Here is a 22911-nt window from a genome sequence, read left to right as displayed (position 1 = left end):
AGGGCAACGGGGAGGGGCGGAGGAGTTAGCGCTCCAGGTCGCCGCGGATGAAGGCCTCGACCTTGTCGCGGGCCAGGTCGTCGTTGAACTGCTCCGGCGGGGACTTCATGAAGTAGCTCGAGGCGGAGAGCAGCGGGCCGCCGATGCCGCGGTCCAGGCCGATCTTGGCGGCGCGGATGGCGTCGATGATCACACCGGCGGAGTTGGGCGAGTCCCACACCTCCAGCTTGTATTCGAGCGACACCGGGGCGTCGCCGAAGTTGCGGCCCTCGAGCCGGACGAACGCCCATTTGCGGTCATCGAGCCACTGGACGTAGTCCGACGGGCCGATGTGGACATCGCGCGGGGCAATGTCGGCCTCAACGTTGGAGGTGACGGCCTGGGTCTTGGAGATCTTCTTAGACTCGAGGCGGTCGCGTTCCAGCATGTTCTTGAAGTCCATGTTGCCGCCGACGTTCAGCTGGTAGGTGCGGTCCAGTGTGACGCCGCGGTCCTCGAACAGCTTGGCCATGACGCGGTGGGTGATGGTGGCACCGATCTGGCTCTTGATGTCATCGCCCACGATCGGGACACCGGCGGCGGTGAACTTGTCCGCCCAGGCCTTGGTGCCGGCGATGAAGACCGGCAGTGCGTTGACGAAGCCGACGCCGGCGTCGATCGCGCACTGGGCGTAGTACTCCGCGGCTTCCTGCGACCCGACCGGCAGGTAGCAGACCATCACGTCGACCTTGGCGTCCTTGAGGGCCTGGACGACGTCGACCGGCTCCTCCGTGGACTGCTCGATGGTCTCGAGGTAGTACTTGCCGAGCCCGTCGAGGGTCGGACCGCGCTGGACGGTGACACCGGTCGGCGGGACGTCGGCGATCTTGATGGTGTTGTTTTCGCTGGCCAGGATGGCGTCGGCCAGATCCAGGCCCACCTTCTTGCCGTCGACGTCGAACGCGGCAACGAACTCAACGTCGTTGACGTGGTACTTGCCGAACTCCACATGCATCAGCCCCGGAATCGTGGCCTTGGGGTCGGCCTCCCGGTAGTACTCGACGCCCTGGACCAGCGAGGTGGCACAGTTACCTACGCCGACGATTGCAACACGAATCGGATGTGAAGACACGGAACTCCTTTGGGGACAACTTCATGTGCCCGGCGCGGAAGTACTCTGATGCACGACGGCGGCAGCGGGCACGGCGCCATACGGCGCCCTTAGCATTCTAGACAACGGCGCGGCGGCCCGAGTTGTTCCCGGCCACCGCACCGCCTGTATGACGAGTGGATGTATGACGAGTCGCGGGGCAGGCTACTTCTGCACCCACAGGTTGATGTCGGACTCGACGGCGAACTCGTCGATCGCCGTCAGCTCCGCGGCGGTGAAGCCGAGGTTGTTGATCGCGGACAGGGTGTCCTCGAGCTGGCGGACGCTGGACGCGCCGACCAGGGCGGAGGTCACGGAGGAGCCCTTGCCCTGCTCGCGCAGGATCCAGGCGATCGCCATCTGCGCGAGGGTCTGCCCGCGGCCCTCGGCGATCCGGTGCAGTCCCCGCACCCGGTCCAGCTTGTCCTCGGTGATGCTGTCCTCGGCCAGGGACTTTTCCTGGGCGGCGCGTGAATCGGCCGGTATCCCGTTCAGGTAGCGGTCCGTCAGCATGCCCTGCGCCAGCGGCGAGAACGCGATCGAGCCGGCCCCCACCGTCTCGAGCGCCTCGTAGAGGTTGGGGCTGCCGTTTTCGGTCCAGCGGTTCAGCATGGAGTAGCTCGGCTGGTGGATCAGGAGCGGGGTGCCGAGCTCCTTCAGGATCCGTGCGGCCTCGAGGGTCTGTTCCGGGGTGTAGGAGGAGATCCCGGCGTACAGGGCCTTCCCGGAGCGGACGGCGTGGTCCAGGGCACCCATGGTCTCTTCCATCGGCGTTTCCGGGTCGGGCCGGTGGCTGTAGAAGATGTCCACATAGTCCAGGCCCATGCGGTTCAGCGACTGGTCCAGGCTGGCGAGCAGGTATTTGCGCGAGCCCCACTCGCCGAACGGGCCCGGCCACATGTTGTAGCCGGCCTTGGTCGAGATGATGAGCTCGTCCCGGTACGGGGCGAAGTCGTCCTTGAGGTGCCGGCCGAAGTTGGTCTCGGCGGAACCGGCCAGCGGCCCGTAGTTGTTGGCCAGATCGAAGTGGTTGACGCCGAGGTCGAAGGCCCGGCGCAGGATGGCGCGCTGGATCTCGAACGGCTTGTCGTCGCCGAAGTTGTGCCACAGGCCCAGCGAAATGGCGGGGAGCTTGAGCCCGCTGCGTCCCACCCGGCGGTAGGGCATGGAGTCATAGCGGGTGTCTGCTGCATCGTAAGTCATGCGTACGGTCCTGTCCTATTTCGAGATGATGGCGGCGCTGTGGCCGGGGAGGTCGAGCTGGCGGTCCGCGAGGCGCGCGCCGCCGTCGGTCGCCAGTGCGATGGTGCTGCCGGCAACGGCGAGCCGGTTCGGTGCAGCGGAGAAGTTCATCGCAACCTCCACGCTGCCGCGGCGCAGCCGGAGCCAGCGGTCGGCCTCGCTAAAGGCCACCGCGGTGTCCTCGAAGCCGAGCCCGGCGAGTTCCGGCGTCGCACGCCGCAGCGCGATCAGCTGCCGGTACAGCTCCAGCAGCCGGGCGTGGTCCCCCTCGGCGGCTTCGGCCCAGTTGAGCCGGGAGCGGGTGAAGGTCTCCGGGTCCTGCGGGTCGGGCACGACGGCGGGGTCCCAGCCCATCCGCTCGAACTCCCGGATCCGGCCCTCGGCGGTGGCTTTCCCGAGCTCCGGCTCCGGGTGCGAGGTGAAGAACTGCCACGGCGTGGTGGCGCCGTATTCCTCGCCCATGAACAGCATCGGCGTGAACGGCGAGGTCAGGGTCGCGACGGCGGCGAGCGCCAGCTGCCCGTACCCCAGGGTCTGGGACAGCCGGTCCCCGGTGGCCCGGTTGCCGATCTGGTCGTGGTTCTGGCTGCAGACCACCAGCGCCGCCGGGTGGACCATGCCGGTGTTGATGGGCCGGCCGTGGTGGCGGCCGCGGAAGCTGGAGTAGCTGCCGTCGTGGAAGTAGCCGTCGACCAGGACCTTGGCGAGGGCCTCGAGGGATTCGAAGTCGGCGTAGTAGCCGGTGGCCTCCCCGCTGACGTTGACGTGCACGGCATGGTGGAAATCATCGCTCCACTGCCCGGCCAGGCCGTGGCCGTTGACGTCGCGCGGGTAGAGCAGCCGCGGATCGTTGAGGTCCGACTCGGCGATCATCGTGGCGGGACGGCCGGTTTCGGCGGACACTTCGTCCGCGAGCGCACCGAACTCCTCGAGCAGGTGGACCGCCCGCTCGTCCTTGAAGGCGTGCACGGCGTCGAGCCGCAGCCCGTCCACGTGGTAGTCCCGCAGCCACATCGCGGCGTTCTCCAGGATGTAGCGGCGCACGGTGTCGGAGCCGGGGCCGTCGAGGTTCACCGAGTCGCCCCAGGTGTTGCCCTCCCCCGACTTCAGGTACGGCCCGAACCGCGAAAGGTAGTTCCCGCTGGGGCCGAGGTGGTTGTAGACGACGTCCTGGATGACGCCGAGCCCGGCGGCGTGGGCGGCGTCCACGAAGCGCTGGTATGCGGCGGGTCCGCCGTAGCCTTCGTGCACGGCGTACCAGAGGACGCCGTCGTAGCCCCAGTTGTGGGTGCCGTTGAACCCGTTCACCGGGAGCAGCTCGACAAAATCGATGCCGAGGTCCACCAGGTAGTCGAGCTTGCCGATGGCCGCGTCCAGCGTTCCCTCGGGGGTGAAGGTCCCCAGGTGCAGCTCATAGATCACGGCGCCCTGCAGCCCGCGGCCCTGCCACTGCCCGTCGGCCCAGTCGTGGCTGCCGGCGTCGAACGTGCGGGACAGGGAGTGGACACCCTCGGGCTGCCGCCGGGACCGGGGGTCCGGCAGCGGGGTGGTGTCCCCGTCGAGGAGGTAGCCGTAGTCGACGTCCCCGGAGGCCGGGGCCTTCGGGGCGGTCCACCACCCGCCGCCGTCACCGCCAGCAGTACCAGCCCCGCCGCCGCCGGGCCGTCGGGTCATCGGGTACTGCCGGCCGTCGGCCAGCAGCGTCACAGTGCCCGCTTCCGGCGCCCAGAGGTCGAAGCGTTCATTTCCGTTCGCGAGCAAGGTGATCACAGCTTTCCGTCTATCGGGGGTTCTATCAGTGCTTGGCGGGGACCAGCAGGGCGACCGGGTAGCTGGCCAGGATGGCAGCCACCTCCACGGTGCCCGGGCCGAAGGTGGCGCCCGTCAGTTCGTCGGTCATGGGACCGTCCAGCGCGATGGCGGTGTCCCGCCAGCCGCCCTGCTGCTCCAGTCCCCGGGGCAGCCGGGTCGCGAGGGTGATGGCCCCGGCGCCCGCGGCACCGACCCGGTCGAAGCCGATCAGGTGCCCGGCGGCCGAGCCGGTGGCCGCCACGGGGCGGTAGCCCGTGAACAGCTCCGGGTGGTCCCGGCGCAGGCGCAGTGCCCGCGAGGTGACCAGGAGTTTCGCCGCGTCGTCGGTGTACGACGCCGGCCGCTCGCCGGCGTCGAGCGCGGCCAGGGCCGTGCGCCGCGCATCGTAGTCGAACGGCCGCCGGTTGTCCGGATCCGTCAGTGAACGGTCCCAGAACTCGGTGCCCTGGTACACGTCCGGGACCCCGGGCATGGTCAGCTGCACCAGCTTGGCGCCCAGCGAATTGACGGCCCCGTGCGGGGTCAGGAGGTCCACGAAGGACTCCAGTTCCGCCCGGACGTCGGGGTTGTCGAAGGCCGCGTCGACGGCGGCGGCCAGCTTCTCCTCGAAGCCGGCATCCGGGTCCAGCCAGTCGGTGGAGTTGCCGGCTTCCCGGGCCGCCTTCTGCGCGTAGGACTGCAGCCGGTCCCGGTCCGCGGGCCAGGCGCCGGCGATGGCCTGCCAGAGCAGGTTCGCCAGCGGCCCGTCGGGCAGCGGCGCCAGTTCCTGCAGCCGGGTCAGTGCGGCCCGCCAGTGCGGGGCCATTTCCGCGAGCACGGAGATCCGGGCCCGGGTGTCCTCGCTGCGCTTGGTGTCGTGCGTGCTCAGCGTCGTCATGGACAGCGGCTGCCCGGCCTGCCGCCGGGCCATCCGGTGGTGGAACTCGTCCGGGTCGACGGCGAACTCGGTGGGATCGGCCCCGACTTCCGTCAGGGTCCCCAGCCGGGTGTAGCGGAAGAACGCGGTGTCCTCCACGCCCTTGGCCATGACCATGCCGGAGGTCTGCTGGAAACGGCGTCCCAGTTCGGCGTCCGGCTCCGGGCCGGCGTCGAGCAGCAGCGGCAGCAGCTGCCCGACGGCGTCGGCCAGCTCGGGGCGGCGGCGGACGGCAAGTTCGCACGCCTCTTTCAGGACGTCCGCGCCCTCGGGCAGGTAGCTGCGGTAGACCGGGAACGCGGCGATGATTTCGGACAGCGCGTCGGCGGCCGCCTCGACGCTGAGACCGGTTCCGGACGGCACCAGCCGTGCCAGCCGGAGCATCTCGGAGTGCAGGATCCCGTCCGTGATCCGGCGCTTGGTGCCGCGGATCATGTCCTCGTAGTCCGCCGGCTGGCCGCCGCGCAGCTCGGTGTCGAGTTCATTGAGGGTGTCCTGCCCGGCGGGGTCGACGAAGAGCCGGTCCACGTCCGCGAGGGCGTCGTAGCCGGTGGTTCCCTCGCAGTCGAAGCCCGCCGGGAGCACCTCCCCCGGTTCCAGGATCTTCTCGATCAGCAGGTAGCTGCCGCCGGTGACCTCGCGGAGCCGGCGCAGGTAGCCCTCCGGATCGGCCAGCCCGTCCGGGTGGTCGATCCGGACCCCGTCGACGAGCCCGTCGCGGAACCAGCGGACGATCTCGGCGTGCGCCTCGTCGAAGACCTCCGGGATCTCGACCCGGATGCCGGCCAGGCTGTTGACGGCGAAGAACCTGCGGTAGTTCAGCTCGTTGTCGGCCCGGCGCCAGCCGACCAGCTCGTAGTGCTGCCGGTCGTGGACCGCGCGGGGGTCATCCGCAGTGGGGTCACCTGCGGTATAGGTGCCCTCGGCCAGCGGGAAGCGGTGGTCGTAGTACCGCAGCTCCCCGTCCTTGACTTCCAGCGCCTCAACGTCGGCGTCCGATCCCAGCACGGGAATCCGGATCCGGCCGCCGCCGAAGTCCCAGTCGACGTCGAACGCCGGGGCGTAGCGGGACTGCTGTCCCTCCTTGAGCAGGGACCACCACCAGGGGTTCTGCACGGGGGTGGCGACGCCGACATGGTTGGGCACGATGTCCACGAGCACACCCATCCCGGCGTCCCGCGCTGCCTGCGACGCGGCGACCAGTCCCTCGGCGCCGCCCCGGTCGGGGTCGATCGCGGAGGGGTCGGTGACGTCATAGCCGTGGTCCGAGCCCTTCTCCGCGGTCAGGATCGGCGAGAGGTAGATCCAGTCCACGCCGAGTGACTTCAGGTAGGGCACGGTCTCGGCAGCATCCTGGAGGGTGAAGCCGGGCCGGATCTGAAGCCGGTAGGTGGAGACGGGGGTCCTCATTTGGCAGTGGCTTTCGCGACGGCTGCGGCGGCCTCATCCTGGGCCTCCACCATCTCCCCGATGGCGTCCTCGTGCTCGGCCATGGAGGCCAGCGACGCGGCTGCGGAGTAGTCCACTTCCACCTCGGGGCCGGAGTGGGCGCGGAGCACCACCATGGACTTGGCAGCGAGCTTCAGCACCGCGCGCGCCTTGAGCGGTTCCTCGGTGTTCGCCTGGTCGGCGGTGTCCACCAGGACGTCCCAGAACTTCGAGTATTCCTCGGCCGGCAGCGCGAAGTCCACGTCGTCGTCATGGGCGTTGAAGGCGAGCACGAAGCTGTCATCGGTGATCCGGCGGCCGCGGGAGTCCTGTTCCTGGATGCCGTGCCCGTTGTAGAAGACGCCGATGGTCCGGCCGAAGCCGCTGTCCCAGTCCTCCGGCAGCATTTCGGTGCCGTCCGTTCGGAGCCAGACGATGTCCGGCAGCTTCTCGCCCTCGCCGCGGCGCACGGGGCGGCCGTCGAAGAAGCGGCTGCGCCGGAAAATCGGGTGGTCGTGGCGGATCTTGTTGACGACGGCGGTGAACTCCACCAGCGGCTGGTCCATCGCGTCCCAGTGGATCCAGCTCAGCTCGGAGTCCTGGCAGTAGGTGTTGTTGTTGCCCTGCTGGGTGCGGCCCAGCTCGTCACCGTGCAGGAGCATCGGAACACCCTGCGAGAGCAGCAGCGTGGCGATGAAGTTGCGCTGCTGGCGGGCGCGGAGGGTCAGCACGCGGTCATCGTCGGTGTCGCCCTCTTCGCCGCAGTTCCAGGACCGGTTGTGGGATTCGCCGTCGTTGTTGCCCTCGCCGTTGGCGTCGTTGTGCTTCTCGTTGTAGGACACCAGGTCGCGCATGGTGAAGCCGTCGTGGGCCGTGACGAAGTTGATCGAGGCCACGGGGCGCCGCGCCGAACTTTCGTAGAGGTCCGCGGAGCCGGTCAGGCGGGACGCGAATTCGCCCAGGGTGGAAGGCTCGCCGCGCCAGAAGTCGCGGACCGTGTCGCGGTATTTGCCGTTCCACTCGGTCCACTGCGGCGGGAAGTTGCCCACCTGGTAGCCGCCCGGGCCGATGTCCCAGGGCTCGGCGATCAGCTTGACCTGGGAGACGATCGGGTCCTGCTGAATGAGTTCGAAGAAGGTGGAGAGCTTGTCGACGTCGTAGAACTCGCGGGCGAGCGTGGAGGCGAGGTCGAATCGGAAGCCGTCGACGTGCATTTCCGTCACCCAGTAACGCAGGGAGTCCATCAGCAGCTGGAGCGAGTGCGGGTGCCGGACGTTAAGGGAGTTACCGGTGCCGGTGTAGTCCATGTAGTGCTTCAGGTCATCGTCGACCAGCCGGTAGTAGGCCTGGTTGTCGATGCCCTTGAAGGACAGCGTGGGGCCGAGGTGGTTGCCTTCCGCGGTGTGGTTGTAGACCACATCCAGGATCACTTCCATGCCGGCCTTGTGCAGGTCGCGCACCATGGCCTTGAACTCCTGGACCTGGTGACCGACGTCGCCGGAGGAGCTGTAGGTGTTCTGCGGGGCGAAGAAGCCGATGGTGTTGTAGCCCCAGTAGTTGTTGAGGCCCTTCTCCTCGAGCGTGCCGTCGTTGACGAACTGGTGGACGGGCATGAGCTCGATCGCGGTGACGCCGAGCTTCTTCAGGTGGTCAATCACGGCCGGGTGCGCGACGCCGGCATAGGTGCCGCGCTGGTCTTCGGGGACCTCCGGGTGCAGCTCGGTCAGGCCCTTGACGTGGGCCTCGTAGATGACCGACTGGTGGTAGGGGATCCGCGGCTGGCGGTCGCCGTCCCACTCGAAGAACGGGTTGATGACCACGCCGTGCATGGTGTGCGGCGCCGAGTCGCTGTCGTTGCGGGAATCGGGGTCGCCGAACTCGTAGGTGAAGAGCGCCGGGTCCCAGTCGATCTGGCCCTGGACGGCCTTGGCGTAGGGATCCATCAGCAGCTTGTTCGCGTTGAAGCGGTGTCCGTTCTCGGGCTCGTACGGGCCGTGGACCCGGTAGCCGTACTTCTGGCCGGGCTGGATGTGCGGCAGGTAGCAGTGCCACACGTAGCCGTCCACCTCGGTCAGCTCGATGCGGGTCTCGGTCAAATCATCCGCAAGGATGCACAGCTCCACCCGATCCGCGCGTTCGCTGAACAGGGCAAAGTTGGTGCCGGTGCCGTCAAAGGTGGCTCCCAGCGGGTATGCCGTTCCGGGCCAGACTTCCATGTGTACTCCTCGTGCGTGGCGAAAATTCTCTACAGACAAAAATTCTCTAGACAGACTACTTGTAAGTAGGGTTACTAGTTGACTCGGCGCACTCGGTGTGCGCGTTTGTTACAGCTTGGCGATGACCTCCCGCACGGATTGCGCGACGTCCGACGCCGTCACCGGCCCGCCGCCCGAGGCGAGGCTTCCGGCCCGGCCGTGGACGCTGGCGGCCAGCGCCGCGATGCCGGCCCACCGGTCATCGGCGCCGATCCCGAGGGAAGCGAACGTGCCGGGGACACCGGCCAGCTGCGCGAGCAGGGCCCCCAGGATGCCGGCCAGGACGTCCCCGCTGCCGGCGGTTGCCAGCCAGGGCGTCGCGTCGGCCTGGCTGAAGACGGCCCCCGAGGGGGCTGCCACGAGCGTGGTGGCGCCTTTGAGCAGGACGGTGCCCCCGGTCAGGTCACTGGCCCGACGCGCGGCCGCGAGCGTCGCCCCCTCCACTCCGGGGCGGCCGGCGGCGGCGCCGTAGCGGGCCAGCAGGGTTTCCAGCTCGCCGGCGTGCGGTGTCAGGATGAAGTTTGGGGCGAGGGCCCGGGGCAGGGCCGGCAGCGCCCCGGCGTCGGCCACGACGGGAAGCCCGGTGGCTGCGGCGTCGGCCACGCGGTCGAGCTGCTCGTGGGCGTGCTCGTCGATTCCCGGTCCCAGCAGCCAGGCCTGGACGTGGGCGTCCGCGGCGTTGCCGGAGCTGCACACGACTTCCGGGCAGGACCGGCGGACCAGGTCGGCGACGTCCGGGGGGCCGAAGTAGCGCACCATGCCCACTCCGGCTGCCAGCGCGCCGCGGCAGGCCAGCACCGCGGCGCCGGGGTACTGCTGCGAGCCTGCCACGACGCCGAGGACGCCGCGGGAGTACTTGTGGGAGCGCCGCTCGGGGTGCGGCAGGAGCGCGGCGAGGTCCGCGGACTGCAGCCGGCGCAGGGCCGGATCCGGCAGGGCAGCCTCGATCCCGATCGGGATCACCTGCACCCGACCGGCGTAGTCCGCCCCGGGATCGGCCAGCAGGCCGGCCTTGGCCGCCCCGAACGTCACGGTCAGCTCCGCGGGGAGCACGGGGGGATGGGCTTCCCCGGTGTCGGCGTCCACCCCGCTGGGGATGTCGCAGGCCACCACGAGCCCGGGCCTGGCACGCCCCAGAGTCTCGATCAATTCCGCGGCAGGGCCGCGGAGCCCGCCCTGCGCGCCCGTGCCAAGGATCGCGTCGAGGACGACGCCGGACGCCGCAGCGGCCGCCGACGCGCCGGCAACGTTCCCGTGCGTCAGCCGGATCACCCGGCCGCCGGCCTTTTCGAAGGCCCGCAGCCCTTCCGGGTGGGCGTCCCCGGCGGTGAGTACCGCCGTCGTCCGCATGCCGCGGGCTGCCAGCATGGCGGCCGCGAACAGCCCGTCCCCGCCATTGTTGCCCTTGCCGGCAAGTACGGTGACGCTGGCGCCGTAAAGGCGCTCCCCGCGGGCACGCAGTTCGCGGACCACCGCGTTGGCCAGCCCGTGGGCGGCCCGCTGCATGAGAACAGCGCCCGCACCGGTGGCCAGAAGTGGCACTTCAGCCTCCCGTATCTGGGTTCCGGTGTAGGCGCTGATCATGGTTTCAGTCCATTCGCGGTGCAGTCGCTGGGGGAAGTGCGGCGTGGGTCAGGCTCGTAACGCTCAGCCTTCGGCAATGACGGTTGCCGTGGCGATGCCGCCGTCGTGGCTCATGGACAGGTGCCAGCGTTTGACGCCTTTCGACTCGGCCACGGCCAGCACGGTGCCTTTGACCTGGACCGTGGGACCATTCTGGTCCAGCCCGATCCAGCAGTCCTGCCAGTTCATGCCGGCCGGGGCGCCGAGGACCTTGGCCACGGCCTCCTTGGCCGCGAACCGGGCCGCCAGGGACCGTGTGTTCAGTTCGCGCTCCGCGGGGACGAACAGCCTGTCGCGCAGCCCGGGGGTGCGCTCCAGCTGCCGGCTGAACCGTTCAATGTCTACGACGTCTACGCCAATGCCAACAATCATGGCGTTATTCTACGGTGACGCTCTTGGCCAGGTTGCGAGGCTGGTCCACGTCGTAACCCTTGGCGGACGCCAGGGCGAGGGCGAAAATCTGGAGCGGCACGGTGCTGAGCAGCGGGGCCAGCAGCGTGGGGGTCTCCGGGATGTAGAAGACGTGCTCGGCGTAGGCCTTGACGGCCTCGTCGCCTTCTTCGGCGATCACGATCGTCTTGGCGCCGCGCGCCCGGACTTCCTGGATGTTGGAGACGACCTTGGCGTGCAGCGAGTCGCGGCCCCGCGGCGAGGGAACCACCACAAAGACCGGCTGGCCCTCCTCGATCAGCGCGATCGGGCCGTGCTTGAGCTCACCGGCGGCGAAGCCCTCGGCGTGAATGTAGGCGAGCTCCTTGAGCTTGAGCGCGCCCTCCATCGCGACCGGGAAGCCCACGTGGCGGCCCAGGAACAGCACGGACTTGGCGTCGGCCATGGACTGGCCGAGCTCCTTGATCTGGGCCTCATTGTCGAGGATCTGCTGGATCTTCGCCGGGATCTTGTTCAGGTCCGCGAGGATGTCCTTGATCTCGCCCTGGAACTTGTTGCCGCGCAGCTGGGCCAGGTAGAGGCCCAGGAGGTAGGCGGCGGTGATCTGCGCCAGGAAGGCCTTGGTGGAGGCGACGGCGATTTCCGGGCCCGCGTGGGTGTAGAGCACGGCGTCGGATTCGCGCGGGATCGTGGAGCCGTTGGTGTTGCAGATCGAGACCGTCTTGGCGCCCTGTTCCTTGGCGTAGCGGACGGCCATCAGGGTGTCCATGGTCTCGCCGGACTGGGAGATCGAGACGATCAGGGTGTTCTCGTCCACGATCGGGTCGCGGTAGCGGAATTCGTGCGAGAGCTCCACCTCGGTGGGGATCCGGCACCAGTGCTCGATCGCGTACTTGGCGACCTGTCCGGCGTACGCGGAGGTTCCGCATGCCAGGACGATGATCTTGTCCACGTTCTTGAGCAGTTCCGGATCAACCCGGAGCTCATCCAGGGTCAGCCGGCCGTTGATGTCCGAGCGGCCCAGCAGGGTCTGCAGCACGGCGTCTGGCTGGTCGTGGATTTCCTTTTCCATGAAGGACGGGAAGCCGCCCTTCTCCGCCGAGGCCGGGTCCCAGTTGACGTGGTATTCCTTGCCTTCCGCCGGGGCGCCGTAGAAGTCCGTGATCTCCACGGTGTCGGCGGTGATGGTGACGATCTGGTCCTGGCCGAGTTCGACGGCGCGGCGGGTGTAGTCGATGAAGCCGGAGACATCGGAGCCGAGGAAGTTCTCGCCGTCGCCGAGGCCGACGACGAGCGGGGAGTTGCGGCGGGCCGCCACGACGACGTCGGGCTGGTCCGCGTGGATGGCAAGGAGGGTGAAGGCGCCTTCGAGGCGCTGGCAGGCCAGCTGCATGGCCTTGGTCAGGTCGCCTTTGGACGAGCCGCCGTGGACCTGGTTCCGGTAGATGTCGCCGAGCAGCGCGGCGGCGACCTCGGTGTCGGTCTCGGACTTGAAGACCACACCCTTGCGCACGAGCTCCAGCTTGAGCTCGGCAAAGTTTTCGATGATGCCGTTGTGGATCACGGCCAGCTTGCCGTCATCGGCGAGGTGCGGGTGGGCGTTCTGGTCGGTCGGGCCGCCGTGGGTCGCCCAGCGGGTGTGACCGATGCCGGTCAGCGATTCCGGCAGCGGGCTGGCCTCGAGCTCGGCGATCAGGTTGCTCAGTTTGCCCGACTTCTTACGGGACGAAATGGTTCCGTCAGCGACCACGGCGATGCCTGCAGAGTCGTAGCCCCGGTACTCCAGGCGCCGCAGCCCCTCAAGGACAACGTCCAGGGCATTGTGTCCAGTATTTACCCGGCCAGCGGAGTGGCCCACATATCCAACGATTCCACACATGGACTCAAGCCTAGCGGGTTTCCCGGACAGCGGACGTAGGACCAGCGCCCGCAACACCCCTTCCGCCGCCCGGGCGGGGCGCGTCTGCTGCACGGACAGGTCCGTCCATTTCGCTCTCGGCCCGGCGGAGGGCAGAATCTCTAGGGTGACTTTGCAACGCAATGAAGCGAACGGCGACGGCGCCTCCCCGTTCGTGGAGCTGGACCGGCAGACCTGGTCCCGGCTCGCTGCCCAGATGGAGCAGCCCCTCAACGAGGAGGACGTCCTCCGCCTCCGCGGCCTCGGCGACCCCCTGGACATGAAGGAAGTCCGCGAGGTCTACCTCCCGCTGTCCCGGCTGCTGCACCTCTACGTCGAGGCGGCAGGCCAGCTTCATGCGGCAACCACCACCTTCCTGGGCGAGCAGACCCAGCGCACACCGTTCGTGATCGGCGTCGCCGGTTCGGTGGCCGTGGGCAAGTCGACGATCGCCCGTGTGCTCCGCGAGATGCTCCGCCGCTGGCCCGGCACCCCCAATGTTGAGCTCATCACCACCGACGGCTTCCTGTACCCGCTGGCGGAACTCAAGCGCCGCCAGCTGCTGGAGCGCAAGGGCTTCCCCGAGTCCTATGACCGCCGCGCGCTGCTCCGCTTTGTGAGCGAGATCAAGGGCGGCGCCGAGGAAGTCCGGGCGCCCTGGTACTCCCACGTGACCTATGACATCGTCCCGGGCAAGGAAGTGGTGGTCCGCCGCCCCGACGTGCTGATCGTCGAGGGCCTGAACGTCCTGGCGCCGGCCCGGCCGCGGCATGACGGCCGGCAGGGCCTGGCCCTGAGTGACTTCTTCGATTTTTCCATCTATGTTGATGCCAAAACGTCCTACATTGAGGAGTGGTACGTGGACCGCTTCCGCAAGCTCCGGACCACCGCGTTCGCGCAGCCCGAGTCCTACTTCCACCGCTATGCCACGCTTTCGGATGCCGAGGCGGAGCAGACTGCCCGGGAGATCTGGAAGCGCATCAACGAACCGAACCTGGAGGAGAACGTCCTCCCCACCCGCGGCCGTGCGCAGCTCGTGCTCACCAAGGACGCCGACCATTCCATCCGTCGCATGCTGCTCCGCAAGGTCTAGCACAGGTGTGCTACGACGGGTCCGCTGAGCATCCCTCCGCGCCGGAGACCGCCGCCGGGGCCGCCGCCGTTTCGCCCGGCCGGCGGGCCTTCAGCCGGCTGCTGCTGGCCGGTTCGGGCCTCGCCGCCCTGAGCGCCTGCTCCCCGGGAGAGGCCACTCCGACGGTGTCCGCACAGGCCTCCGCGTCCTTGTCCGCGACGACGGCGGGCACCACAGCGACGGCCTCCGCCGCCGCCACGCCGTCCGCCGACCCCGTGCCGGACACTCCCGAAGCCACAGTAACGGCCACCACACCGCCGGCCCCGGAGCCTTCCGCCGCCGCCGCGCCGGCGGCCCGGCACTCGCTCACCGACCCGGCGAGCCCCTGGGTGGTTGTGAACAAGCACCGGCCGCTCTCCCCCGCCGGCTACGTGCCGGCCGACCTGGTTCAGCCGCGCGTGCGCCTGGCCACCTCCGGCGAGTCGGCGCTGCTGAACAGCACGACGGCGGGCGCGGCAGAGAAGATGTTCGCGGCAGCCGCGGCAGCCGGCGTCGTGATCACCCTCGCCAGCGGCTACCGCTCCTTCAACACCCAGATCGCCACCTACAACAGGTGGGTGAATGCCGAGGGACAGGCCGCGGCGGACACCGCCTCCGCGCGGCCCGGCTATTCGGAGCACCAGACCGGCTGGTCCTTCGACATCGGCGACGGCAGCGGGAGGGACAGCTTCACTCCCGCGTTCGCCAATCAGCCGGCCGCGGTCTGGGTGAAGGCCAACGCACACCTGTTCGGCTTCGTGGTGCGCTACCCGTGGATGCTCCATGAAGTCACCGGCTATTACTACGAGCCCTGGCACCTGCGCTACGTGGGCGTGGGGACGGCCGGCGAGATGAACGCCCGGGGCATCACGACCCTGGAGGAGTACTTCGGCCTGGAACCGGCCCCGGGTTACTTGTAGCTACATCGACACGGACCGCAAAAACTTACCTCCGCGACACAGCGTGTTCACGCGGCTGGGCTAGCTTGGGGACATGTTAAACGGATTCAAGAGCTTCATCCTTAAGGGCAACGTCGTGGACCTTGCCGTCGCGGTCGTCATCGGTGCCGCGTTTGGCGCCGTGGTAACAGCGCTGGTCCAGAGCGTCCTGATGCCGTTCATTGCGGCCCTGGTGGGTTCGCCCAACTTCGACAGCTTTGCCGTCCTCACCCTCAACGGCAATGACATCAAGTTCGGCGTCCTGCTGACGGCGATCGTCAACTTCCTCCTGGTCGCGGCCGCGATTTACTTCGTTGTCGTTGTCCCCATGAACCACATGATCGAACGGCGCAACCGCCGCCTCGGCATCAGCCCGGACGTCAAGCAGGAGGCAGCCGAGGACCCGCAGATCGCGCTGTTGACCGAAATCCGCGACGCCCTGCACCAGCGCCAGCTCTAGTCCACGCAAGGCCGGACAGCCACCCTCCAACCGACGGAGCAACCAAGAACGGCCCGCCTCTCAATGCGGGCCGTTCTTATGCTGGTGCGGGACTGCGTCGATCGTTAGTCCGCGACGAGTTCCAGTGCCAGCTCGGTTCGGACCACCGTCGCCAGGCGCTCAGCGACGGCCTGGGCGGTCTCCTGCGATGCAGCCTCAACCATGACGCGCACCACCGGTTCGGTACCGGAGGGGCGCAGGAGCACGCGGCCGGTGTCGCCGAGCTCGGCCTCGGCGAGGGCCACAGCCCCGGCCACGGCCTCATCGCCCTTGACCCGGGTGCGGTCCACTCCCTTGACGTTGATCAGAACCTGCGGAAGTTTGGTCATCACCTTCGCGAGTTCCTTCAGCGGACGGCCCGTCAGTGCCACCTGGGCGGCAATCTGCAGGCCGGTGAGGACTCCGTCACCCGTCGTGGCGTAGTCGGCGAAAATCACGTGGCCGGACTGCTCGCCGCCGAGGTTGAACCCGCCGTCGCGCATTCCCTCCAGGACGTAGCGGTCGCCCACGCCGGTTTCGCGCAGGCTGATGCCCGCCTCGCGGAGTGCGATCTTGAGTCCGAGGTTGCTCATTACGGTCGCGACGAGGACGTCGTCCTTGAGCTTGCCCGAGGCCTTCAGCGCTACGGCGAGGATAGCCATGATCTCATCGCCGTCGACTACGTTTCCTTCGTGGTCCACCGCGAGGCAGCGGTCCGCGTCGCCGTCGTGCGCGATGCCCAGGTCGGCGCCGTGTGCCAGGACGGCCTGCTTCAGCGGCCCCAGGTGGGTGGACCCGACGCCTTCGTTGATGTTGAGGCCGTCCGGTTCGGCGCCGATGACGATGACGTCGGCGCCGGCGTCCTTGAAGACCTGCGGGGAGCAGCCGCTCGCGGCGCCGTGGGCGCAGTCCAGCACGACCTTGAGTCCGTCGAGGCGGTGCGGGAGGGTGCCGAGCAGGTGGACGATGTAGCGGTCCTCGGCGTCGGAGAATCGCTGGATCCGGCCGACCTCGCCGCCCACCGGGCGGAGCGGCTCTTCGCCGAGCTGCGCCTCGATCGCGTTTTCCACGTCGTCGGGGAGCTTCTGGCCGCCGCGGGCAAAGAACTTGATGCCGTTGTCCGGGGCGGGGTTGTGCGAGGCGGAGATCATCACGCCGAAGTCCGCGTCCAGGTCTGCCACCAGATAGGCCGCGGCCGGGGTGGGAAGCACGCCGGCGTCGTAGACGTCGATCCCGGAGCTGGACAGCCCCGCCTCCACGGCAGCCGCAATAAACTCACCGCTGGCGCGGGGGTCGCGGGCCACCACGGCCCGCGGCCGTGTTCCGCTGGTATTGCGGTCATGGCCAAGCACGACGGCGGCGGCCTGGGCCAGCTGCATCGCCAGTTCGGCCGTCAGCAGGCCGTTCGCCAAACCCCGGACACCATCTGTTCCAAATAATCTAGACATCGGATCAAGTTTAGACGATCAGCTGGGCGCTCCCGGTCCCGGAGCCAATTGGCGGGCCCGGAGCGCCGCTCATGCCGCGGTGTTTGCACTGGTTAAACGGCGAAAGCCCGTCCCGCCACAGAGGGCGGAACGGGCTTTCTTGCAAGCGCCGAGGGCGCCTGAAAGCGGGTTTAGCGCTTGGAGTACTGCTGAGCCTTACGGGCCTTCTTGAGGCCGGCCTTCTTGCGCTCGATGACGCGGGCGTCACGGCGCAGGTAACCGGCCTTCTTCAGGGTGGCGCGGTTGTTCTCGGTGTCGATTTCGTTCAGTGAACGGGCGATGCCGAGGCGCAGGGCACCGGCCTGGCCGGAAATGCCGCCACCGTGGATGCGGGCGATAACGTCGTAGGCGCCGTCAAGATCGAGGATCTTGAAGGGCTCGTTGACGTCCTGCTGGTGCAGCTTGTTCGGGAAGTAGTTGGCCAGCTCGCGGCCGTTGATGATCCACTTGCCGGTGCCGGGCACGATGCGAACACGTGCGACGGCTTCCTTGCGACGGCCAACTGCTGCGCCGGCAACCGTGAGGGCCGGGCGTTCCTTCTTGGGCGCTTCTGCTTCCGCAGGACCGCTTTCCGAGGTGTAGCTGGTCAGGTTTTCCTCAGCCACAACGGCCTCGGTGGTCTCTTCGTTCTGAGCCACGATTCTCCTTGATTAAAAGTTTGTTGGTGGCCAGGACTACTGGGCGACCTGGGTGATTTCGTAAGTTTTGGGCTGCTGGGCGGCGTGGGGGTGCTCGGCACCCTTGTAGACCTTCAGCTTGCCCAGCTGCTGTGCAGCGAGGGAGTTCTTCGGGAGCATGCCCTTGATGGCCTTCTCCACGGCGCGGACCGGGTTGGATTCCAGCAGCTCAGCGTAGGTGACAGACGTCAGGCCGCCCGGGTAACCGGAGTGGCGGTATGCGCGCTTCTGCTCCAGCTTGGCGCCGGTGAGGGCAACCTTCTCAGCGTTGATGATGATGACGAAGTCGCCCATGTCCATGTGGGACGCAAAGGTGGCCTTGTGCTTGCCGCGCAGCAGGATTGCGGTCTGGCTGGCAAGACGACCAAGGACAACGTCTGTGGCGTCAATGACGTGCCACTGGCGGTTGATATCGCCGGGCTTCGGGGTGTACGTACGCACGGTGTTTGCCTCGTTCTTGTTCTGGCGTTCTTGTTTTAGGCGTCACACGAAGGTGCACCTACTATCTATGCGCTACCGGAACAGAGGTGAGGGCTCTATGTAACCAGTCATCCTGAAGTCTCGAATGTGCACGCTGGGTAGTCATCCTGCAACCGGATTCCCAAGCGGGCACGCATCATCGAGAAGGACACGCACAACGACTACCAAGAATAGCGGATGACGTGTCGCTGGGTCAAAATGGGGTGTCCGGATGCATTCTGCCCGCCCCCGGCCCGCCGCATCCCTGGAGGAACCGTGTTCGAGACCGCCGCCGCTGGCACCGCTTCGCCGCTGTTTATTGCCGGGGTCGGGCTGGCCGGCGCGTGCCTGGGACTCCTTGCCGACGCTCTCATCCGGCGCGCCCTCCCCCAGCTGGCCGGCGAAGTTTCCACCCGGCTCAAGATCACGACGGCGGCGGTCACCTTTGCACTCGCGTCCCTGCTCGCCTGGCGCTTCGGAAGCACCGCCGAACTTCCCGCCTACGTATTACTGGGCATTCTCGCCGTTCCGCTGGCACGGATCGATATTGCGCATCACTTGCTGCCGAACCGGCTTATTGGACCGCTCCTGGTGGCCGGGCTTGCACTTCTGACCTTCGCCGCACTGGCCCAGGGGGCCGCGGGTGACCTGTATCGCGGAGTCGCCGGGTCCGTAATTTTGTTCGGTTCTTACTTAATTCTTGCCCTGACCAGCCGAAATGGCCTTGGAATGGGTGATGTGAAGCTCGCGGCACCACTTGGCCTGTACTTGGGCTACCTAGGCTGGTCGCACCTCTTTTACGGCGGAGCCCTGGCTTTCGTGGCGGGCGGTGTCGCCTCGGTGGTCTTGGTACTGAAAAACCGCGGAAATAGGCCGAAAGAGGTTGCCTACGGCCCCTCAATGCTGGCCGCCGGGCTGGCCATCATTCTACTTCTTCCGTAACACCTGCCACTGCGGTTTCTCTGTCCCCATTAGTAAGCGGGCGTATCAATCCAAGTAGTGGGCGCCGGCATGCCGTGACGAACTGAGTACACCCCCGGATTGTCATAGGTGGTGTGACCTTTTCCACCCCTAAAACTCGAGTATTCCCATGCATTGCTGCGCCCTTAATCGCCGTGCAAATGTTGTCCCAACGGAACTCCAGGGGTTTGGCAACAGGGGATTTTCTGGAATTTCGTTTCACATTCAAAACTCTGGAAAAGGATTATTACAATGACTGGTCTCATGGTCTCCATGCTCGCTTTTGTAGCCGGCGTCAAGGACAAGCTCGATTCGGAAAAGGGGGCGACCGCAACGGAATACTCACTGCTCGTCGCTTTCATCGCTTTCGCTGTCATCGGCGGCGCAACCCTCTTCGGCGACGCCCTCAGCCTCTGGTTCAAGGATCTCGGCACAACCGTCTCCGGCTGGAAGAACTAGCCAGATTCAATTCCAACGACCCGCAATTGGTCTCAGCAACACCGAATGTGCCGCGTCCGTGTATCGCGGACGCGGCACATCTTTTTCCCATCAGCTGCATCTATCCCCGGGGGGATTCAATGAAGCGCAGCAAGTCAAGAGCGTCCGGCTCGGGCGTGGAAGGGCGTGAGCGGGGTGCCGCTGCCGTCGAATTTGGCCTCGTAGCACCCGTTCTGCTGCTCCTGGTCGGCGGTATCGTCGAGTTCTCGCACATGTACAACCTTCAAATTTCGGTCACACAGGCCGCCCGGGAGGCTGCCCGGACGATGGCCGTCGAGCAGAACAAGGATGCGGCCACCGCCGCCGGCATCGCGGGGGCACCAGGGCTCGACGCCGGATCCTTCGGATTCGATTTCACAAGTGTCTGCACAGGAGCGCCCGGCAATGCCGCCGTCACCGTTACGTACACCGCCGGTGCCCTTACCGGACTGCTCGGCGCGAATCTAACTGTCGAGGGCGAAGGGGCAATGCGATGCGGCGGCTGAGGCATCGTGTCGACAAGGAAGAAGGCGCCACTGGCGTTCTCGTCGCGGTGATGATGTTGGCAATGATCGGCGCCGGGGCCTTGGCAGTTGACGTCGGCCAGATTTACGCCGAACGTGCTCAGCTCCAGAACGCAGCCGACGCTGGAGCTATGGCGGCCGCACAGCAGTGCCACAAGGCCGGAGGATGCTCAGACGCCCAGGCTCTCCAATGGGCCAAGGAAATGACCGGCGGTAACTCCAACGACGGAGCCACGACGGTCCACTCGGTGGATCTCTCAGTTCCCAACCAGGTAACGGTGGCTACGTCGACCCTCAACGGAACCAACGGATTTCTGACGAAAATGTTCGCCAGCGCGCTGAACGCCCCTCCCGTCACGGTCGGGGCGCGAGCGACGGCCTCCATGGCACCACCCACGGGTGGTTCCGGCTTTCCGCTGGCGATTTCAGACAAGTGCTTCAATCTCTCGACGGCTAGCGACACAAGCCAAGTACAGAAAATCTCCTACAAACCCGGCGGAACGTGCACCGGCCCGTCCGGCACACAGATCCCGGGCGGCTGGGGCTGGCTTGACCAGAGCTCCCCCTGCGAGGCGACAACGGTGATGGGGACAAATGAAATGGGATCCGACCCCGGCAATAATCCGCCGACCGGTTGCGCAGCGATCCTTGATGGCTGGAAAGCCACGGTTCTCGCCGGCGGCGAAGTGAACGTCGCGTTCCCGATCTTCGAAGATGCCACCAACCAGGGACAAAACGGAACCTTCAGCATCATCGGCTACGCCACTTTCAAAATCTGGGGCTGGAAATTTGGTAATAACCACCAATACGAGTTTCGCAACACAGCCAGCGACCCTGGAATGACGTCCGCACTGGCCTGCGCTGGAGGCAACAATCGCTGCATCATCGGCCAGTTCGTCAAGTTTGAATCCATCGACTCCTGGACGGGGGGAGGCGGCACGGGTGAGGATCTTGGAACGGTTGATATCAAATTGATCAAATAGGTAATTTTAAGGGGAAAAGAAGATGAAAACACGCCTACTGGGAGGCATAGCCGCATTACTTGTGGCAATTATCGGAACCGTTTTACTGGTTTCATACGTGCAAAATGCAGATAAGCGCGCATTGGCTGGCACAGAAACAGAAACAATCTACGTGGTGCAGAAAGCCATTCCGGCCGGAGCAGCTGCTGACGAGATAGCTGGCGCGGTCATCAAGAAGTCTGTTCCGAAGGTCGCGCTTGCCGAAAACAATGTCACCGACCTGGCGATTCTGGGATCCAAAGTCGCCGCGGTGGCGCTGGTGCCGGGCGAACAACTGCTGTCCACCCGGATGGTGGAAGAGAAGTCGTTCCTCGGCCCCTCACGCGTCCAAGTTCCTGCCGGACTCCAGGAAATCACGCTGAAACTGCCGATTGAACGCGTAGCAGGCGGTAGAGTGACCGCCGGCGACACGGTAGGTATCTTCCTGTCCCTGGATCAGGCCGCCGACACCGGCACTGAGGGCCAGCCGGCCACAATTTCGAGCAAAACGCAGCTGAGCTTTCACAAAGTACTCGTGACAGGGGCACAATTCAGCAACGGCACGGCAGCCCAGACCGGCGATTCCGCCACCGCGTCGGGAACCAGCCAAGTGTCCTCGAAATCGGACAGCGGCAAGGCACAAACGGACGAAACGTACCTCATCACCATCGCCAGGAACTCTGCCGACGCGGAACGGATCGTTTTCGCTGCCGAGTTCGGCAAGGTCTACCTTTCAAAGGAACCCAGCGATGCAGTTGAAGACGGAGCATCCTACGTTGACTCATCAAGGTTGTTCCGATGAGCCGCTTCGTACTCATCACGCCTAACGGCGATTTCGAACGGCTGGTCCGCCTCGCCGTTGCCGGCATGCACGGCTCACTGCAGGTCTTCAAGGTTGACTACCTGCCTGACGGCCCAGGGGACGTGCTCCGCCAAATGGTAGGAGAGCCGCCCGAGGTCCTGATCCTTGGGCCCGGTATCTCCGTCGACGGCTCGCTGAAACTCGCGTCAATCGTAGACCTTCAATACCCGGAGATCAGCGTCATTCTGGCCGCGCCATCTAACCCGGAAACCGTGCTGCAAGCGATGCGGGCGGGGGTCCGTGATCTTTTGGACCCGGGCGCAGACCCGGACACCATCCGCGTCATGCTGGAGCGGGCCAGCCTGGCCGCGGCTGGAAGGCGTCGAGGGCTCGCGCCGCAAGCCTCCGAGCACTTGGACAACGGCTCACCCGGGCGCATCATCGCCGTAATGTCGCCCAAGGGCGGGGTCGGCAAAACGACGGTTGCCACCAACCTGGCCATCGGGCTCGGCAAGAGTGCACCGATGAGCGTCGTTATTGTCGATCTTGATCTACAGTTCGGGGACGTGGCCAGCGGCCTACTGCTTGAACCGGAGTTCACCATCACCGACGCGGTACTGGGCGCCGCCAGCCAAGACTCGATGGTCCTCAAGACCTACCTGACGGTCCACCCGGCCGGTATCTACGCCTTGTGCGCACCGCGCACCCCCGTCGAGATGGACCGGATCACCGCTGCGCACATCTCCCACCTGCTGAACCAACTCCGCCACGAATTTCAATACATAGTGGTAGACACGGCGCCTGGACTCGGAGAGCATGTGCTGGCCACCCTCGAACAGGCCACTGATGCCGTTTGGATATGTGGCATGGACGTCCCCAGTATCAGGGGAATTCGGACCGGCTTTCAGATCCTAGAGGAGCTGGCCTTGGTTCCAGAACAACGACACATCGTGCTGAACATGGCCGACCGTCGCGCAGGTCTGAGTTTGAAGGACGTGGAAGCCACCATCGGTGCGCCGGTGGACGTGGTGTTGCCACGGTCCAAGAGCCTCCCCTTCTCGACAAACAAAGGCGTTCCTGTGCTCCAAGACGGTAACCGGGATCCAGCAGCAAAGGGTCTTCGCCAATTGGTGGAGCGATTCAGGCCCGATTGGGAAGCCAGACCGCATAAGCAACTGCACAGAAGGGCGGTATTCCAGTGAGCCTCACAGACCGATTCCAGCAATTGCGCGGAGTATCCCAGCCCGTTCTATCCGTCGAGGAGACCCCGGCGGAGACAGACCTCCCATCGTCACAAGCCGCGCC

20 protein-coding genes are annotated in these 22911 nt (G+C 66.4%); 9 read left to right on the top strand and 11 right to left on the bottom strand.

The genetic code is table 11. From position 1 onward, the window contains the following. Nucleotides 1-25: 25 nt before the first annotated feature. The 8 genes from QK291_RS05560 to glmS all read right to left on the bottom strand — a co-directional run bounded on the left by QK291_RS05560 (nt 26) and on the right by glmS (nt 12674). Nucleotides 26-1111: an inositol-3-phosphate synthase gene (locus tag QK291_RS05560; RefSeq protein ID WP_282379873.1), complete on the bottom strand. Its 1086-nt coding sequence runs from the start codon at nt 1109-1111 to the stop codon at nt 26-28. Nucleotides 1112-1294: 183 nt separating this feature from the next. Then, nucleotides 1295-2332 carry an L-glyceraldehyde 3-phosphate reductase gene (mgrA, locus tag QK291_RS05555; RefSeq protein ID WP_282379871.1) on the bottom strand — a complete coding sequence of 346 codons (1038 nt, stop codon included), beginning with the start codon at nt 2330-2332 and terminating at the stop codon, nt 1295-1297. A gap of 15 nt (nt 2333-2347) precedes the next feature. Further along, entirely contained in the window at nt 2348-4138 is a 1791-nt protein-coding gene (gene treZ, locus QK291_RS05550; RefSeq protein ID WP_282380003.1) for a malto-oligosyltrehalose trehalohydrolase, read from the bottom strand. 28 nt (nt 4139-4166) lie between these two features. Continuing rightward, nucleotides 4167-6509 (bottom strand): malto-oligosyltrehalose synthase, encoded by a 2343-nt coding sequence (treY, locus tag QK291_RS05545; RefSeq protein ID WP_282379869.1) that lies wholly within the window; start codon nt 6507-6509, stop codon nt 4167-4169. Then, nucleotides 6506-8743, bottom strand: coding sequence for a glycogen debranching protein GlgX (gene glgX / locus QK291_RS05540; protein WP_282379866.1), 2238 nt, complete (start codon nt 8741-8743; stop codon nt 6506-6508). The genes treY and glgX overlap by 4 nt, the downstream gene beginning before the upstream one ends. 108 nt (nt 8744-8851) lie before the next feature. Continuing rightward, a complete protein-coding gene (locus QK291_RS05535) occupies nt 8852-10366 on the bottom strand; it encodes an NAD(P)H-hydrate epimerase (RefSeq protein WP_282379864.1) in 1515 nt (504 codons plus the stop codon). A gap of 63 nt (nt 10367-10429) precedes the next feature. Then, nucleotides 10430-10777 carry a holo-ACP synthase gene (locus QK291_RS05530; RefSeq protein WP_282379862.1) on the bottom strand — a complete coding sequence of 116 codons (348 nt, stop codon included), beginning with the start codon at nt 10775-10777 and terminating at the stop codon, nt 10430-10432. Between the two features lie 4 nt (nt 10778-10781). Then, nucleotides 10782-12674 carry a glutamine--fructose-6-phosphate transaminase (isomerizing) gene (gene glmS, locus QK291_RS05525; protein WP_282379860.1) on the bottom strand — a complete coding sequence of 631 codons (1893 nt, stop codon included), beginning with the start codon at nt 12672-12674 and terminating at the stop codon, nt 10782-10784. 145 nt (nt 12675-12819) lie between these two features. Here glmS and coaA point away from each other — a divergent pair, with 145 nt between their 5' ends. The 3 genes from coaA to mscL all read left to right on the top strand — a co-directional run bounded on the left by coaA (nt 12820) and on the right by mscL (nt 15201). Continuing rightward, nucleotides 12820-13785 (top strand): type I pantothenate kinase, encoded by a 966-nt coding sequence (gene coaA, locus QK291_RS05520; protein WP_282379858.1) that lies wholly within the window; start codon nt 12820-12822, stop codon nt 13783-13785. Nucleotides 13786-13790: 5 nt separating this feature from the next. Continuing rightward, nucleotides 13791-14723, top strand: a complete 933-nt coding sequence (locus QK291_RS05515) for a M15 family metallopeptidase (protein WP_282379856.1) — start codon at nt 13791-13793, stop codon at nt 14721-14723. A 73-nt stretch (nt 14724-14796) separates the two neighbouring features. Next, the gene (gene mscL / locus QK291_RS05510; RefSeq protein ID WP_282379854.1) at nt 14797-15201 is read left to right on the top strand and encodes a large conductance mechanosensitive channel protein MscL; all 405 of its coding nucleotides are present in this window, start codon (nt 14797-14799) and stop codon (nt 15199-15201) included. A gap of 104 nt (nt 15202-15305) precedes the next feature. On the opposite strand, the gene glmM is transcribed toward mscL, so the two are convergent. The 3 genes from glmM to rplM all read right to left on the bottom strand — a co-directional run bounded on the left by glmM (nt 15306) and on the right by rplM (nt 17824). Continuing rightward, nucleotides 15306-16667 (bottom strand): phosphoglucosamine mutase, encoded by a 1362-nt coding sequence (gene glmM, locus QK291_RS05505; protein WP_282379852.1) that lies wholly within the window; start codon nt 16665-16667, stop codon nt 15306-15308. Nucleotides 16668-16837: 170 nt separating this feature from the next. Further along, nucleotides 16838-17344, bottom strand: coding sequence for a 30S ribosomal protein S9 (rpsI, locus tag QK291_RS05500; protein WP_282379850.1), 507 nt, complete (start codon nt 17342-17344; stop codon nt 16838-16840). A 36-nt stretch (nt 17345-17380) separates the two neighbouring features. Further along, nucleotides 17381-17824, bottom strand: a complete 444-nt coding sequence (rplM, locus tag QK291_RS05495) for a 50S ribosomal protein L13 (protein WP_024367145.1) — start codon at nt 17822-17824, stop codon at nt 17381-17383. A 294-nt stretch (nt 17825-18118) separates the two neighbouring features. Between rplM and QK291_RS05490 the strand changes: the two genes are divergently transcribed. The 6 genes from QK291_RS05490 to QK291_RS05465 all read left to right on the top strand — a co-directional run bounded on the left by QK291_RS05490 (nt 18119) and on the right by QK291_RS05465 (nt 22808). Then, nucleotides 18119-18784 carry an A24 family peptidase gene (locus QK291_RS05490; protein WP_282379848.1) on the top strand — a complete coding sequence of 222 codons (666 nt, stop codon included), beginning with the start codon at nt 18119-18121 and terminating at the stop codon, nt 18782-18784. 270 nt (nt 18785-19054) lie between these two features. Continuing rightward, the gene (locus QK291_RS05485) at nt 19055-19261 is read left to right on the top strand and encodes a Flp family type IVb pilin (RefSeq protein ID WP_282379847.1); all 207 of its coding nucleotides are present in this window, start codon (nt 19055-19057) and stop codon (nt 19259-19261) included. Nucleotides 19262-19380: 119 nt separating this feature from the next. Beyond that, the gene (locus QK291_RS05480) at nt 19381-19785 is read left to right on the top strand and encodes a TadE/TadG family type IV pilus assembly protein (RefSeq protein ID WP_282379846.1); all 405 of its coding nucleotides are present in this window, start codon (nt 19381-19383) and stop codon (nt 19783-19785) included. Continuing rightward, a complete protein-coding gene (locus QK291_RS05475; RefSeq protein ID WP_282379845.1) occupies nt 19773-20786 on the top strand; it encodes a pilus assembly protein TadG-related protein in 1014 nt (337 codons plus the stop codon). Before QK291_RS05480 ends, QK291_RS05475 begins: the two co-directional genes overlap by 13 nt. 22 nt (nt 20787-20808) lie before the next feature. Further along, entirely contained in the window at nt 20809-21606 is a 798-nt protein-coding gene (locus tag QK291_RS05470; RefSeq protein ID WP_282379843.1) for an RcpC/CpaB family pilus assembly protein, read from the top strand. Beyond that, a complete protein-coding gene (locus QK291_RS05465; RefSeq protein ID WP_282379841.1) occupies nt 21603-22808 on the top strand; it encodes an AAA family ATPase in 1206 nt (401 codons plus the stop codon). The genes QK291_RS05470 and QK291_RS05465 overlap by 4 nt, the downstream gene beginning before the upstream one ends. The last annotated feature ends 103 nt before the right edge of the window (nt 22809-22911 follow it).

Source organism: Arthrobacter sp. AL12, assembly GCF_029960645.1.
GTDB lineage: Bacteria > Actinomycetota > Actinomycetes > Actinomycetales > Micrococcaceae > Arthrobacter.
The sequence above is the reverse complement of the archived record's forward strand: the minus strand, read 5'-3'. Positions and strand labels throughout refer to the sequence as shown.